15 protein-coding genes and 4 tRNA genes are annotated in these 13,286 nt (G+C 28.1%); 9 read left to right on the top strand and 10 right to left on the bottom strand.

The features are described from left to right. Positions 1–22 precede the first annotated feature (22 nt). Positions 23–622: an RdgB/HAM1 family non-canonical purine NTP pyrophosphatase gene (gene rdgB, locus AC1B00_RS04080; protein ID WP_488848235.1), complete on the top strand. Its 600-nt coding sequence runs from the start codon at positions 23–25 to the stop codon at positions 620–622. A gap of 1 nt (position 623) precedes the next feature. Here rdgB and AC1B00_RS04075 read toward each other — a convergent pair. Beyond that, positions 624–698 (bottom strand) — tRNA-Val (locus tag AC1B00_RS04075). A gap of 98 nt (positions 699–796) precedes the next feature. Here AC1B00_RS04075 and AC1B00_RS04070 point away from each other — a divergent pair. From AC1B00_RS04070 to AC1B00_RS04060, 3 genes are all read left to right on the top strand, one after another. Then, positions 797–874 (top strand) — tRNA-Pro (locus AC1B00_RS04070). A 21-nt stretch (positions 875–895) separates the two neighbouring features. Next, a tRNA-His gene (locus AC1B00_RS04065) sits at positions 896–972 on the top strand. Between the two features lie 32 nt (positions 973–1,004). Then, positions 1,005–1,080 (top strand) — tRNA-Arg (locus tag AC1B00_RS04060). A 335-nt stretch (positions 1,081–1,415) separates the two neighbouring features. Here AC1B00_RS04060 and AC1B00_RS04055 read toward each other — a convergent pair. Genes AC1B00_RS04055 through AC1B00_RS04025 form a run of 7 tightly spaced genes read right to left on the bottom strand, consistent with a single transcriptional unit; the run spans position 1,416 to position 6,760 of the window. Continuing rightward, entirely contained in the window at positions 1,416–2,174 is a 759-nt protein-coding gene (locus AC1B00_RS04055) for a pseudouridine synthase family protein (RefSeq protein WP_488848234.1), read from the bottom strand. After that, a complete protein-coding gene (locus AC1B00_RS04050) occupies positions 2,161–3,291 on the bottom strand; it encodes a glycosyltransferase N-terminal domain-containing protein (RefSeq protein ID WP_488848233.1) in 1,131 nt (376 codons plus the stop codon). Before AC1B00_RS04050 ends, AC1B00_RS04055 begins: the two co-directional genes overlap by 14 nt. A 16-nt stretch (positions 3,292–3,307) precedes the next feature. Then, entirely contained in the window at positions 3,308–4,012 is a 705-nt protein-coding gene (locus tag AC1B00_RS04045) for a zinc ribbon domain-containing protein (protein ID WP_239817210.1), read from the bottom strand. Between the two features lie 9 nt (positions 4,013–4,021). Continuing rightward, on the bottom strand, positions 4,022–4,747 hold the full coding sequence (locus AC1B00_RS04040) for a Nif3-like dinuclear metal center hexameric protein (protein WP_488848232.1): 726 nt from the start codon (positions 4,745–4,747) through the stop codon (positions 4,022–4,024). Continuing rightward, positions 4,744–5,097: a diacylglycerol kinase gene (locus tag AC1B00_RS04035; protein WP_239817212.1), complete on the bottom strand. Its 354-nt coding sequence runs from the start codon at positions 5,095–5,097 to the stop codon at positions 4,744–4,746. Before AC1B00_RS04035 ends, AC1B00_RS04040 begins: the two co-directional genes overlap by 4 nt. A gap of 56 nt (positions 5,098–5,153) precedes the next feature. After that, on the bottom strand, positions 5,154–5,942 hold the full coding sequence (gene flgG, locus AC1B00_RS04030) for a flagellar basal-body rod protein FlgG (RefSeq protein ID WP_239817213.1): 789 nt from the start codon (positions 5,940–5,942) through the stop codon (positions 5,154–5,156). Between the two features lie 8 nt (positions 5,943–5,950). Further along, positions 5,951–6,760, bottom strand: coding sequence for a flagellar hook-basal body protein (locus tag AC1B00_RS04025; protein WP_488848231.1), 810 nt, complete (start codon positions 6,758–6,760; stop codon positions 5,951–5,953). A 55-nt stretch (positions 6,761–6,815) separates the two neighbouring features. Here AC1B00_RS04025 and AC1B00_RS04020 point away from each other — a divergent pair, with 55 nt between their 5' ends. Continuing rightward, complete coding sequence (locus AC1B00_RS04020) at positions 6,816–7,886, top strand: linear amide C-N hydrolase (protein WP_488848230.1); 1,071 nt, start codon at positions 6,816–6,818, stop codon at positions 7,884–7,886. Between the two features lie 34 nt (positions 7,887–7,920). Here the strand turns inward: AC1B00_RS04020 and AC1B00_RS04015 are convergent, their stop codons facing one another. Next, the gene (locus tag AC1B00_RS04015) at positions 7,921–9,258 is read right to left on the bottom strand and encodes a Na+/H+ antiporter NhaC family protein (protein ID WP_488848258.1); all 1,338 of its coding nucleotides are present in this window, start codon (positions 9,256–9,258) and stop codon (positions 7,921–7,923) included. A 272-nt stretch (positions 9,259–9,530) separates the two neighbouring features. On the opposite strand from AC1B00_RS04015, the gene AC1B00_RS04010 reads away from it, so the two are divergent. From AC1B00_RS04010 to AC1B00_RS03995, 4 genes are all read left to right on the top strand, one after another. After that, positions 9,531–10,247 (top strand): SEL1-like repeat protein, encoded by a 717-nt coding sequence (locus tag AC1B00_RS04010; protein WP_488848228.1) that lies wholly within the window; start codon positions 9,531–9,533, stop codon positions 10,245–10,247. A gap of 38 nt (positions 10,248–10,285) precedes the next feature. Further along, positions 10,286–11,089 (top strand): prolipoprotein diacylglyceryl transferase, encoded by an 804-nt coding sequence (gene lgt / locus AC1B00_RS04005; protein ID WP_488848227.1) that lies wholly within the window; start codon positions 10,286–10,288, stop codon positions 11,087–11,089. 88 nt (positions 11,090–11,177) lie between these two features. Then, positions 11,178–11,588, top strand: a complete 411-nt coding sequence (locus tag AC1B00_RS04000) for a PepSY-like domain-containing protein (protein ID WP_239817218.1) — start codon at positions 11,178–11,180, stop codon at positions 11,586–11,588. Between the two features lie 50 nt (positions 11,589–11,638). Continuing rightward, positions 11,639–13,066, top strand: a complete 1,428-nt coding sequence (locus tag AC1B00_RS03995; RefSeq protein ID WP_488848226.1) for a PepSY-associated TM helix domain-containing protein — start codon at positions 11,639–11,641, stop codon at positions 13,064–13,066. Here AC1B00_RS03995 and AC1B00_RS03990 read toward each other — a convergent pair. Continuing rightward, positions 13,043–13,210, bottom strand: coding sequence for a hypothetical protein (locus AC1B00_RS03990; RefSeq protein ID WP_239817220.1), 168 nt, complete (start codon positions 13,208–13,210; stop codon positions 13,043–13,045). The two genes, AC1B00_RS03995 and AC1B00_RS03990, sit on opposite strands and share 24 nt — an antisense overlap. Positions 13,211–13,286 lie beyond the last annotated feature (76 nt).

The raw sequence follows: 13,286 nt of genomic DNA, 5'->3' as shown, positions 1-13,286 counted from the left end.
AAATTACAAAAAAGGAGAAAAGTTGAAGATTATAATTGCTAGTTCAAACAAAGGAAAATTAAAGGAATTTCAAGATTTATTAAAAGGTCATGAAATATATTTAGCAAGTGATTTTGTAAAAGAATTTGACCCTATTGAAGACGGAAATAGTTTTAAGCAAAATGCAAAAATAAAAGCAAAAGCTTTATGGCAAGCTTTAGAAAATAAAGAAGATTATTGTGTGATTGCTGATGATAGTGGGCTTTGTGTTGAAGCTCTAGATAATCTTCCAGGAATTTATTCTGCTAGATTTGGTGATGGTTTTGAAGGCGAGTTTGCTAATAAAGACGCTAGAAATAGAGCGAAATTAAAAAACGAACTTATAAAATTAGGGATAGATTTTAGTAAGGCAAGTTTTGTTTGTGTGCTTTGTTTTATATCTAAAGACAAAATGGAATTTGCAAAAGGGACTTGCGATGGCACTATTATTTTAAATGAAGTTGGCGAAAATGGATTTGGCTATGATAGTATGTTTATACCTTTTGGGCTTGATAAAAGTTTTGCTGAGCTAAATCAAGATGAAAAAAATAAAATAAGCCATAGATTTAAAGCTTTAGAAGAATTAAAAAAGATTTTTGATTAAATGGTGACCCCGATTGGACTTGAACCAACGACTTTTACCATGTCAAGGTAACACTCTACCACTGAGTTACGGGGTCAAATTATTAGGATTTTAACAAATCTTTATAAATATATTATTTTTTCTTGACATTTTTAAAAAAATAATATATAATGCGGTCTTTCTTATTTAACGGTTCGGGGCGTAGCGCAGTCTGGTTAGCGCACTTGGTTTGGGACCAAGGGGCCGAAGGTTCGAATCCTTTCGCCCCGACCACTTCTTTTTTTTATTTCAATGGTGAGTGTAGCTCAGTCGGTTAGAGCATCAGATTGTGGTCCTGAGGGTCGTGGGTTCGATTCCCATCACTCACCCCACTTTTGTAAAATCAAATTATAATTATTATTTTGCGTTAGTAGCTCAATGGATAGAGCAACAGACTTCGGATCTGTAGGTTGTGGGTTCGACTCCTACCTAGCGTACCACTTGTTTTATTAAATATTAAAAAACCAAAAAATTATTAACTCATTTATGGTTTTGTTAAGCTTTATTACATTTTATTTTTATAAAAATATTTTTCACTTTACAAGTTAATATTATTTACTAGAAATAAGCTTTAAAAGACTTTGCCTACTTATATAACAAGCTCTTTCTTTCATACAATTATTTTTAAAATACTTTTGTTTGATTGAGTTTTTTGCATTATTATTTGTTTTACTAATTCATCTAGTAAATATATTATAAATATTCCTATAAAACTAAATAGCATAATACCTTTTATTAAAAATAACAAAAGGTATTAAAGAATTTGAAATAGGAATTAGAATAGAAAATCTAAATTAATTCCTTTTAAATCAAAGTCCTTATGAAAATCATTTGGCATAGGGGTTTTAATATCATAATCAAATATTTTAGTTCTAGCACAATGAAGCATAAGTCTTGAGCTAATTATTTTACTATATTTAACATCACCTAAAATGCCTAAACCAACGCTATTTAAATGCACTCTTATTTGGTGAGTTCTACCTGTTGCGATTTGAACTTTTAATAAAGTTTTTTTACCTTCAATTATTAGTGGCTCTAATCTAGTATAAGCGTATTTTGCATTTTCGCTATTACTTATTTTACTAAAAGCACTTTTGCCTTTTATTGTAAGTATTGGTTCATCAATTTCCATTCCTTCGCTTACGATTTTATTCGTAATTGCAAGGTAGAGTTTTTGAACTTTTTCTTTTTTATACTCATTTTTAGCAGCTTTTAAAAACTCTTCATTTTTTGCAAAAAACACAATTCCGCTTGTATCTTTATCAAGTCTATTTAAAAGCGTGTAATTATTCTTAATATGTTCGCTTGCAATTCCTATTGGCTTATTTATTGCTAATAGATTTTCATCTTCAAACAATACACTAAGCTCTGGCTTTGCAAGTTTAAAAATCGTATTAACAGGCATAAGCCCCCTTGCGATTTCTAATCTTTTTCCACCATGCATAACTAAACCTAAATCTATTAATTCCTTAGCAGCAGAATTTGAAATACCTTCTTGAATTGCTAATAATTTATAAGCTTTATCTTGTTTCATTCATTGTCCTATCTAAAATTTCACACAAATTATCAAATGTGTAAGCTTCTTTGATTTTAGCATTTTTTATATTACTAAAATCTATTTCATCACTAATTACTACATTATCAATACATTTTAACATAGCTATTTGAGAATATATAAATTTTCCTGCCGTAATCTTGCAAAAAAAATGCGCTGGTTCAGCAAAATTATGCCCACCCACATCTACATAAGAGCCGCCTAAAATTACATAATCACTAATAGCATAAAAATTGATAAGTTCTCCTAAAGTATCAAGCAAAAATACATTTTTATCTAAATACCCATTAAAATCATCGCTATATTTATTAAAATCTATATTTAAATTCTTTAATAAATTAGCAACTTCGCCAAATCTTTCAGGATGTCTTGGAGCTATTATTAAGCATTTATCTTTTAAAAAATTAAAATCTAATTTATTTAAAATAAGTTCTTCTTCTTTTTCATGTGTGCTTGCGATTAATACAATCTCTTTATTTTTATTTAGCACTTTTGTAACATTAGGCTTATTTGTTATTTTAATATTTGTAAAAACTTCTATATTTTTTGCACTAAATTGCTCTAAACGCTCTTTATCTTCAATACTTTGAGCCAAAATAAAATCAAAATTACTAAAAATATTTTCATAGTATTTTTTAAATTTATAATAATTTTTAAAACTTTTTTCCTTCATTCTAGCATTAAGCAAGATTGTTTTTGCGTTATGATTTTTATATATTTTCAATAAATTAAGCCATAGTTCTGCTTCAAATACAACTAAACTTTTAGCCGGTTTTAACCAAAAAAACAAAAACAATTCATAAGGTAATAAAAAAGCATTATCATCTAATTCTTTAGCTTTTAATAAACCTGTCTTGCTTGAGCAAGTTAGCAAAACACTAAAGCCTTTATTTTTATAATATTTAATCAAATCACTAAGTGCAACAGCTTCTCCGTAACTTGCAAAGTGAAAATGAATATCTGCTCTTTTATGCTGTTTAAATGGTAAAAATTTTTGATAAAGTTTAGAGTATTTAGCCTTAAAACTAAGTGGAATCAAGGCTAATAAAAAAAATGGATAAAGTAAAATTAAAATTAATATATATAAAAAATACATTTTTTAATTTTAATCATTACTCTTCTATATAAAGAATTCTTCCGCAATGTGGGCAGTTATTAATCTCATCTCCTTTTAATACTGCACTATAAGTTTTGCTATTTAATTGCATAAAGCAACCATAGCAAGCTTGTTTTTTAACAGGCACTACTGCTGTATTTTTAGCCCATTTTCTAATCTTTTCATAAAATCCGAAAACTTTATTATCAATTTCGTTAGCTAATTTATCTTTTCTTACATAAATTTCTTTTCTTTTTTCTTCAATTGCATCAAGTGCTGATTTTTGACTAGCAATTGCTAAGGTTAAATCATCATTTAGTTTAGTTATTTCTTTTTGATTTTCTTTAATTTCATCTTTTTTAACTTCAATATTTTTTTCTATTTTAGTTATTTCATCATTTGCAGCTTCTAATTGCTCTCTTGCAATTTCTTCTTCTAATTTTAAAGCATTTGCTTCTTTTTCTGTTTTTACTAAAGCAATTTTTTTAGCTGTATCGTTTATTTTTGTAGTAAATTGAGCTATGTGATTATCTACTTTTATTTTATCTTCGTTTAATTCTTTTATACTTTCTTCTAATTTTATGTTTTTATTCTCTAAGCTTTTAATTTTGTCTTCTAAATGATTTGCTTCTTTTTTAGCACTTTCAATTTGTGGTAAAAAACTATCAATTTCTTTGTCTAATTTAGAAAGCTCTACTAATTGTGATAAGTGTTTATTCATAGTATGTCCTTAATACTCTAAAAATGGATTTTTTGAAGAGCTGATTATAATCTCTATCGGTAATTTTTGCAAACAAGATGCTAAAGAATTAGCAAAACAAACTTCGCTTTCATAATGCTTAATATCAATCAAACTTACACCATTTTCACTAAGCGCTAAAGCATCATGATACTTAATATCTCCTGTTAAAAAAATACTACTTTTTAACTCACTTGCTAAAGAAATTCCTGAACCTGTGCATACTCCTATTAGTTTGCTTTCTTTTAAATCTTTTGCTAGTGAAATTGATATTTTTTTAAGATTTAATCTTTCTTTTAAAAAATCAGCAAGAGCGAAAATATCCTTAAAATTATTTTCTATATAGGCAATAAATCCATTTTTTTCTACTATATTTTGTCCTAAAATATTTTCACAAAAATAAGCATTTAAATGTGATAAATCATAATTTGTATGCATAGAAATTAAAGCACAATTTTTCTTTATTAATTCTTTTAAAATACTTCCTGCATAATCATTTTTAATACTTTTTAAGCCTTTAAAAATTAGTGGATGATGAGTGATTATTAAAGAATTTGGCAAAAATGATTTTACTTGATTTAAATCTAAATCAAGGCTTAAATATATCCTTTCACATAAATCATCATTGCTAAGCAATAAACCGCTATTATCCCAACTCTCTTGAGTCTCAAACGGACTAATCTCATTTAAAAAATTATAAATTTCACCAACTCTCATAAAAACTCCTTATATAAAACCACTCCCCAGCAAAGAATGGCAATTAAAATGGTAAAAAACACACCAGCAGAGCCTAAATCCTTAGCATCTTTTGCAAGTTTGTGATATTTATTTGTAGCTAAATCAACAACGCTTTCAATCGCCGTATTAAAGCATTCTGCAGCAAATACAAATAAAATTACAGCTATTAAAAAAGCTTTTTCATAAAGAGAAAAAGGATAAATCAAAGCAAATAAAATAAAGCAAATTCCTATTACAAATTCTATAATAAATGCACTCTCGCTTAAGGCTCTTTTAATACCTGCTAGAGCGTAGCTTGCGTTTTTAAAAAAAGAATAATTTTTCTTCATAACAACTCCTAAAAATTGATTATAAGAAAAATTATTAATAAAAAAGTTTTTGTAAATTATCTCTTCAAGCCATTTACAATTGAAAGCATTTCATCACTTGTTGTGATTGCTTTTGAGTTTGCTTCATAGGCTCTTTGACCTGTGATTAGGTCTGTCATCTCTTCAACTAATTGAACGTTACTCATCTCAACAAAGTTTTGCTTAATTTGACCAAAACCATTTGTTCCGCCAATTCCAACAACCACACCACCACTAGCACTTGTTTCTAAAAAGTTATTATCTCCTAAAGCATGTAAACCACTTGGATTTATAAAGTTTGCAAGCTCAATTTGACCTAATTGCACAGCTTCAGGATTTCCTGCTTGAATAACGCTTACAACACCATCAGTTCCAATACCAATAGAAATAGCATCTTCAGGAACGGTAATTTCAGGAATTAATCTATATCCATCACTATTTACAATAGTTCCTTCACTATCTAGCTTAAACGCTCCGTTTCTAGTATAAGCAGTTGTGCCATCAGGAAGTTGCACTTGAAAAAAGCCATTTCCTGCAATTACAACATCTAATTGATTGCCAGTTTCTTTAAAATATCCTTGTGTAAATTGCTTAGTAATTGCTGTTGGGCGAACTCCAAGACCTACTTCAATACCTGTTGGACTTTGTGTCGTTGTGCTTGTGCTTGTGCCTGCGTATTCCATTACTTGATACATTAAATCAGCAAATTCTGCCCTATTTTTCTTATATCCCATTGTATTTACGTTTGCAATATTGTGAGATGTTGTATCAATTTGCGTTTGCTGTGCTATCATTCCTGTTGCTGCTGTATATAAAGATCTAAGCATTTTTACTCCTATTTAACATTTGCTAATTTATTTATTGCGTCGTTATTTAGCTCATCCATGTGGCTTGTCATAACTTTTTGATACATTTCAACTAAGCGATGAGTTTCAATAAGTCCTACCATTTCATTTACTGCATTTACATTACTCATTTCTAAAAATCCACTCGCAAGTGCATTTGAACCCTCAAAATCTTGCATTTTAGTTAAATCATCAAGCCTATAAAGATTATCTCCGATTTTTTCTAAATCTCTTGTATCATCCATTCTAGCTACGAAAATTCTATTTGCTACTTCGCCATCTAAATAGATATTTCCATCTCTATCAATAGTAAGCCTTTGTCCATCTCCTACTTGAATGCCATCATTTACAGGGTCATTAAAATAATTTGAACTAAGTAATCTTTCTCCATCTTTTGTAACGATAAAGCCTTCTTCATCTAGGCTAAAAGCTCCATTTTTTGTAAATTTTACTTGCCCATCTGCTGAGCGAACCATAAAAAAACAATCGCTTCTTTTAATCGCTATATCTAAAGGATTATTAGTAGGACGAATTGCTCCTACACTAAAATCAGTATATTCAATATCAATATTAGGAACTCTGTTTATTGTTTGATTTATGTATTTTGCAGCTTGCCTTGTATTATCATCTATTGGCATATTTTGCATTTCTTCATCATAAAGTCTTTTAAAATCAGCTATTACTACATTATCTTTTTTAAATCCTGCAGTATTAACATTCGCTAAATTATTTGATATCACATTTAAGCGATTTAGCTGAGTTACCATTGCTCCTGTTGCTTGATAAAATCCGTTTTGCATTCTAATCCTTAAGTAATTTTCAATAAAATAGCAAAAATCGTTCCAAAGGAGAGTTATGAAAAAAATATTTTTATCAATTTTAATCGCAAGTAATTTATATCCTTGCACAGGCATTAGTATTAAGAGCAATGAAAATGCTTATTTACAAGCAAGAACAATAGAATATGGAGAAAGCAATCTAAACTCAAAATTAATAATAGTTCCTAAAAACCATTCTTTTAATTCGCTTTTACCAAATACAAAAGAAACAGGAATTAGTTGGAAAAGTAAATATAATTTCGTAGGAATTAGCGTTATTAATGAAAGATTTATCGCAGAAGGTTTAAATGAAGCTGGGCTTAATGCGGGATTTTTTTATTTTCCAAATTATGGAAGCTTAGAAAAATATAATAAAAAATATAAATCAAAAAGCTTAGTAGATTTGCAACTTGTAAGCTATATTTTAAGCAATTTTAAAAGCGTAGAAGAGGTAAAACAAAACATTAAAAACATAAAAATAGTAAATATTGCTTACGATAAAGACAACAACGCTTTACCGACAGCGCATTTTAGAGTAGCTGATAGCACTGGAGCTAATATTGTTATTGAAATCATTGAAAATGGCAAAATTATGATTTATGAGAATAAAGTAGGAGTTATTACTAATTCTCCTGATTATCCTTGGCATATCAAAAACCTAAATAATTATGTAAATTTAAGAGCAGGAAATGCAAATAATTTTAATGTAAATAATCAAGAAATTTCTTCATTTGGTGCAGGAACTGCAGCTCTTGGTTTGCCTGGAGATATTACACCGCCATCAAGATTTGTAAGAGCATTCTTTTATCTTAAAACTATGCCTAAATTAAATACAAAAGATAGTATTTTTACAGCTTTTCATATATTAAATAATTTTGATATTCCAATAGGCGTTGAGTTTTCAAACGAGCATAAAGAATATATTCCAAAAGATATTTTAAGTGCTACACAATGGAGCAGCCTTAGTGATTTATCTAATTTAGAGTTTTATTATAAAACTATGAATGATTTTAGTATTAAAAGAGTTAATTTAAAAAACATCAGTTTTAAAGAATATAAAATAATAAACTTAAATGAAGAAAAGCAAATAAATGATATAAAAATTTAAGGAATTTGAATTCGGAATTTCCGAATTCAAATTCTTATAAATAATAAGCTATTAAAGCACCACCTACAACTAAAGGAATGTTATAGAATATAAATGTAGGAATACATACATCTTTTATGTGATCGCTTTGTTTATCGGCATTAAGTCCAACTGTAATTCCAAGTGTAGCTTCACTTGCAGGTGAGCCTGTATCTCCAACAGCACCAGCACAAGCAATGATAAAAATAATGCTTTCAGCACTAAAACCAAGTTCAGTGCAAATTGGCACAAATAAAGTAGCAATGATAGGAACCGTCCCAAACGAGCTACCAATTCCAAGAGTTATTAATAGTCCTACGCACATCATTCCAAATGTAATTGCAAGTTTGTTTGTAGTGATACTTAAAGTAAAATCAACTATCTCTTTAATAGCTCCTGTGCCTTGCAAAACAGCTCCAAAACCACAAGCAATTAGCATAATAAATGCTACATAACCCATTAAAGAAAAACCACCCAAAAATACTTCATCAATCTTTTTATATTCAATCCCACCACTAACACAAATAAACAAAAATCCAAGCAAAGCAGAAAGCGGTAAAGAACCTACAAATATTTGAGTTGTAAGAGTGATTAATAAACCTATCATTACCATTGCTTCTTTTTTGCCAAACTTTACTTCATCTAAGTTTTCATATTTTGTTTCAAGCTCTTTATAAGCTCTTGGTTTTCTATAATAAATAAAAGAAGCTAAAAGCCCAAAAAACATTATAAAAAACATAAGCCAAACAACACCAGCAACATCGCTTTGAGTTACATTTACTCCATTAGCGTTTAAAGATTGAGTGATAATATCTTGAAATATTAGACCAAATCCAACAGGCAAAGTCATATATGGAGTTGTAAGTCCAAATGTAACAGCACATGCAATTGCGCGTCTATCAATTTTAAGCTTATTAAATAGACTTAGCATTGGTGGGATTAAAATCGGAATAAATGCTACGTGAATAGGAATTAAGTTTTGTGAAAAGCTTGAGATTATCGCAAGTGAAAAAAGCAATAAAACCTTTTTATCAGACATTTTTTTGCTAATAAAATTAACTAAAAAAGCAGTTAGATTTGTCCTAGATACCGCAACAGCTAAAGCACCCACTAAAACATAACTAAGAGAAGTTTGCAAGTTACCACTCATACCTTTTATAAAAGTATTCATAATATCTTTTAGGGCTATCATTGAGCTTGAAATTGCTACTAAAAAATTGCTATCAAAATTATAGCTCATAAGTCCAGCAATAAGGCTAGACACCAAAACGGCTAAAAATACATTAAATCTTAAAATACAAAGTCCAAGCATTATTAAAATGCTTATAAAAACTGGGTTTGTTAACATAAAAATTCCTTTAAATTAAAAATAAAAAAAAATATAAAAAATTAAAAATGATTAAAAAAATATGAAGTATTAATGCCCTAAGGCATGATGGAAGAAGAAGCTTGTAAATAAATTGTTCGTTAGAAAAAATGGTAAAACACTCATTTAAAAACTCCTTTTAAAAATAATTTTCGTTATTCAATCTAAAATTTTCTAAAATCTTCCTTAAAATTTTAATTTTTTTTGAAATTAATTAAAATTATCCATAATTTATTAAACTTCATCACAAAGGAGCGTATATGAAAAAGATAATTTTTTTAATATTTTCTATATTTTTATTTGCAAACGAAGCTGAAATAGCACTTGATTTAGCAAAAGTAAATGGGTATTTTAAAAACATAAAATCATGTAGCGAGAATGATTTTAATGGTTGTGATAATTTAGAAGATATTGGCAAGATTAAATATATAAAAGAAGCAAAAGAATATATAAACGAAGAATGCAAAGCAAAAAATATGGCAGCATGTTATATAATCTCAACTTTTAGCGATAATGAATACACCAAATATAACGCCTTAAGACTTGCTTGTCAAAATCATTTTGATTTAGCATGCACTAAATTAGTGATTGATTATGAAAAAAACTCAACAAAAGCTCTAAAAATCTTAAAAAATCAATGCGATAACGAAAACAACCAAAACTCATGTTATGCAACAGCTAGATATTATAAAGGTTTTTTAGATAAAGAAAATGCTATAAAATACTCTAAAATAGCTTGCGATAAAGGCTTTTATAATGCTTGTATATTTGAAGCCAGTGTTCATTACGAAAACAACAACATAAAAACAGCATTTAATATCTTAGAAAAAACTTGCGATAAAGGCTATGAAGAAGCTTGTTTTGTAGCTGCTAATTCATATTTAAAATTATCAAAATTTAAATTAAGTAAAAAATTCTTAGAAAAATCTTGTAAATTAGGCAATAAAATCGCTTGTCAAAAGCTAAATGGATTTTAAAATTCCTAATTCAAATTCTACAAAAAAGGATAAGATAAATGCTTGAATTTTGGCAACATTTTTACGAAAACACAAATAGAGTTGCTTTTAGCATAGGAATGTTTAAAATACATTATTATGCGCTTTGTTATATTGCAGCACTTTTAATAGCTTTATACATAGGGCAAAAAAATGCTCATAAATTTGGCTTTAGTAAAAAAGAAATAGAAAATTATTTTATATGGATTGAAATAGGCATTATTTTAGGAGCAAGGATAGGTTATATTTTAGTATATAGCGATGATAGAGCGTATTATTTGCTAAATCCTTGGCAAATGTTTAACCCATTTAGCAACGGAGAATTCATAGGAATTGCAGGAATGAGCTATCATGGAGCATTATTTGGTGCTTTGATTGCTACATATTTGTATGCTAAAAAATATAAAAAAAATATGTTTAAAATACTAGATTTAGTAGCTTTATCAGTTCCTTTGGGCTATGTTTTTGGAAGAATAGGAAATTTTTTAAATCACGAGCTATTTGGCAGAATTACCGATGTTTCTTGGGGTGTTTATGTTGGAAATGAATTAAGACATCCAAGCCAACTTTATGAAGCATTTACAGAAGGAATTTTAACATTTTTAGTGATTTGGTATTTTTCTAAAAATATTAAGTTTAATGGGCAATTAATTTGTATTTATGGGATAACTTATAGCATTGCTAGATTTGTTTGTGAGTTTTTTAGAGAACCTGATTTTAATTTAGGCTTTATTGCTTTAAACTTATCTATGGGACAAATACTAAGCTTTATAATGTTTTTAATATCAATCTCTCTATATTTTTATTTAAAGAAGAAAAATTAAGCATAATTTAAGTATGGGGGGGGGTATAGTAATCAAAATTACTTTATTTTGTTAATATTGTAGTTTAATTTTTTTTAAGGAGTTTAGTATGAAAAAATTATTATTTTTAGGTGCAATTACTGCTAGTTTATTTGCTGATTCTTTAATAAATCCAAGCGAGTTACCGCAAAATATAAAAGATTTTATTAAAACTCATTATGCAAATGAAAATATCGCAAAAGCTGAAAAAGACTGGGATTCTTATGAAATCAAGCTAAACAATGGAACAGAACTTGATTTTACTAAATCAGGCGAGTTAAAAGAAATTGATGCAAAATACAGCCCTATTCCAGACACAATCTTACCAGAACTTACAAAAGCTGCAAAAGAAAGCCAAAAAGGTGCAAATCTTATGGAAATAGAAAAAGAATGGAATGGCTACAAATTAAAATTTAGTAACAACTATAAAGTTTATATTGACAGCAAAGGCGTTGTTACAAAAACTATCTTAGACGACTAAGAATTTAAAATAGGAATTTCGCTTGAAATTCCTTTCATTTTAGGAGAATTATGAAAACTTTAAGAAATCTACACATTTATATTGGTTTAGCTACTTGTTGGTTTTTATTTTTTATTTGTTTTTTTGGGACAAGTGCATATTTTAAAGATGAAATTAATTATTATATGCAAGCAAATTTATCAAAATCAATAAAAAATGAAAGCCATAGTAATTTAGAAAAAACACTTGATTACGCTTTAAAAACTTATGATAATTACGAGTTTATAGGGATTAAAACACCGCCTTATTATTCAAATCTTTATGAGATAAGCTACTATAATTCTAGCTCAAGCAAGGGCGAGAGAAAAACAAATATCGCTTATTTTGATGAAGAAAATTTCGCTAAAAACAAGACCTTAGGCAGTAAATTTTTAGTGGGAATGCATTATAAATTATTGCCATCTCAAGGCGTTTTAAAAAGTATTTTTGAAGCCTTTATTTCTATACTTGCTTTAGGAATGTTTATTTTAGTTGTTAGTGGTTATTTTATTTGGAATAAAAAGTTTAATTACAAATTTAATAGTAAAAATAATTTCGCTAATTTATACAATTTTCACATTGTAAGCGGTGTATTTATAGGAATATTTTTAGCTTGGCTTAGCATTAGTGGTATAGGACTTAATTACTTAAAAGATATAGAAAAATTATTTAGTTCAAGCAAAGAAGTAAAGGTTAAAAATACACCAAAATCTAGCGAATTAGCGCAATATGATTTTGATATAAAAGCGATTTTAAAAGCCAGTGAAGATGCTAAAACAAGACTAAATACAAATGATTTAAACATTGTTTTATCAAAACCAAACAAAAGTATCTTAATCACAAAGCACAAAAACGATACTCCATTTTATGATTTAAACACAAAAAATAGCAATATTCTAGTCTACTCAGCAACAGGCGAAATCAACGAAAAACTAAGCGAGAAATCAGGCCTTAAGAGTATGAACTTCTTTGGATTTTTAAACGAATTATTCTTTAATACCCATAGGGTGCATTTTGCTCCTTTTATATTAAATCTTATGCTTAGTATTTGCGGCGTTTTAGCTTGTGCTTTTATATACAAATCAATGCTAATGAGTGCTGCAAAAAGAAAAGAAAATATCAAGCTAAAAGCTCTAGCTTACAGCGTTTTAAGCTCTTGTGTTAATGCTACTTTAGTTTATTTTATAGTAAATAAAGTATTAGATAATGCAGAAATAAATAGACAAATGATAGAGCAAAATAGCTTTTATATAGCATTTGTTCTTAGTTTTATACTAGCTTTTGTATATGCAAATAAAACAAAGATTTTAAAACTAATTTCAGTAATTTTGTTTGCAGTTTTATTGCTTTGTGATGCAATGTTTAGCAATTATACAAATGTAACGATTTGCTTTAATATTATTTATTTAATTGCGATTTTTTTACTTTTAAGGAGATTAAATGCTAGTGCTAATTCTTAATCTAATAGGTGCGATTTGCCTTAGTAAATCACTTGCTAAAATAGCTTTAATTTTCTTTGCTTTAGCTTTTGTTAGCGTATTTTTTACAGCTTCTTTTTTGCTTAATTTTATGCTATTTTTTAGCTCACTTTTTAGCTTTTGCATATTGCAAAGCTTTTTTAGAAAATAGGAATTTCGTAATTCCTATTTCAAATTCCATATATTTTTAACGCTAATTTAA

Source organism: Campylobacter sp. DY7 (assembly GCF_057802535.1).
This window is presented reverse-complemented; position numbering and strand designations above follow the sequence as displayed.

Coding starts and splice junctions, on each gene's coding strand:
- AC1B00_RS04055 (WP_488848234.1), bottom strand. CDS start 2,174: ATGAAACAAGATAAAGCTTATAAATTATTAGCAATTCAAGAAGGTATT.
- AC1B00_RS04050 (WP_488848233.1), bottom strand. CDS start 3,291: ATGTATTTTTTATATATATTAATTTTAATTTTACTTTATCCATTTTTT.
- AC1B00_RS04045 (WP_239817210.1), bottom strand. CDS start 4,012: ATGAATAAACACTTATCACAATTAGTAGAGCTTTCTAAATTAGACAAA.
- AC1B00_RS04040 (WP_488848232.1), bottom strand. CDS start 4,747: ATGAGAGTTGGTGAAATTTATAATTTTTTAAATGAGATTAGTCCGTTT.
- AC1B00_RS04035 (WP_239817212.1), bottom strand. CDS start 5,097: ATGAAGAAAAATTATTCTTTTTTTAAAAACGCAAGCTACGCTCTAGCA.
- flgG (WP_239817213.1), bottom strand. CDS start 5,942: ATGCTTAGATCTTTATATACAGCAGCAACAGGAATGATAGCACAGCAA.
- AC1B00_RS04025 (WP_488848231.1), bottom strand. CDS start 6,760: ATGCAAAACGGATTTTATCAAGCAACAGGAGCAATGGTAACTCAGCTA.
- AC1B00_RS04020 (WP_488848230.1), top strand. CDS start 6,816: ATGAAAAAAATATTTTTATCAATTTTAATCGCAAGTAATTTATATCCT.
- AC1B00_RS04010 (WP_488848228.1), top strand. CDS start 9,531: ATGAAAAAGATAATTTTTTTAATATTTTCTATATTTTTATTTGCAAAC.
- lgt (WP_488848227.1), top strand. CDS start 10,286: ATGCTTGAATTTTGGCAACATTTTTACGAAAACACAAATAGAGTTGCT.
- AC1B00_RS04000 (WP_239817218.1), top strand. CDS start 11,178: ATGAAAAAATTATTATTTTTAGGTGCAATTACTGCTAGTTTATTTGCT.
- AC1B00_RS03995 (WP_488848226.1), top strand. CDS start 11,639: ATGAAAACTTTAAGAAATCTACACATTTATATTGGTTTAGCTACTTGT.
- AC1B00_RS03990 (WP_239817220.1), bottom strand. CDS start 13,210: ATGCAAAAGCTAAAAAGTGAGCTAAAAAATAGCATAAAATTAAGCAAA.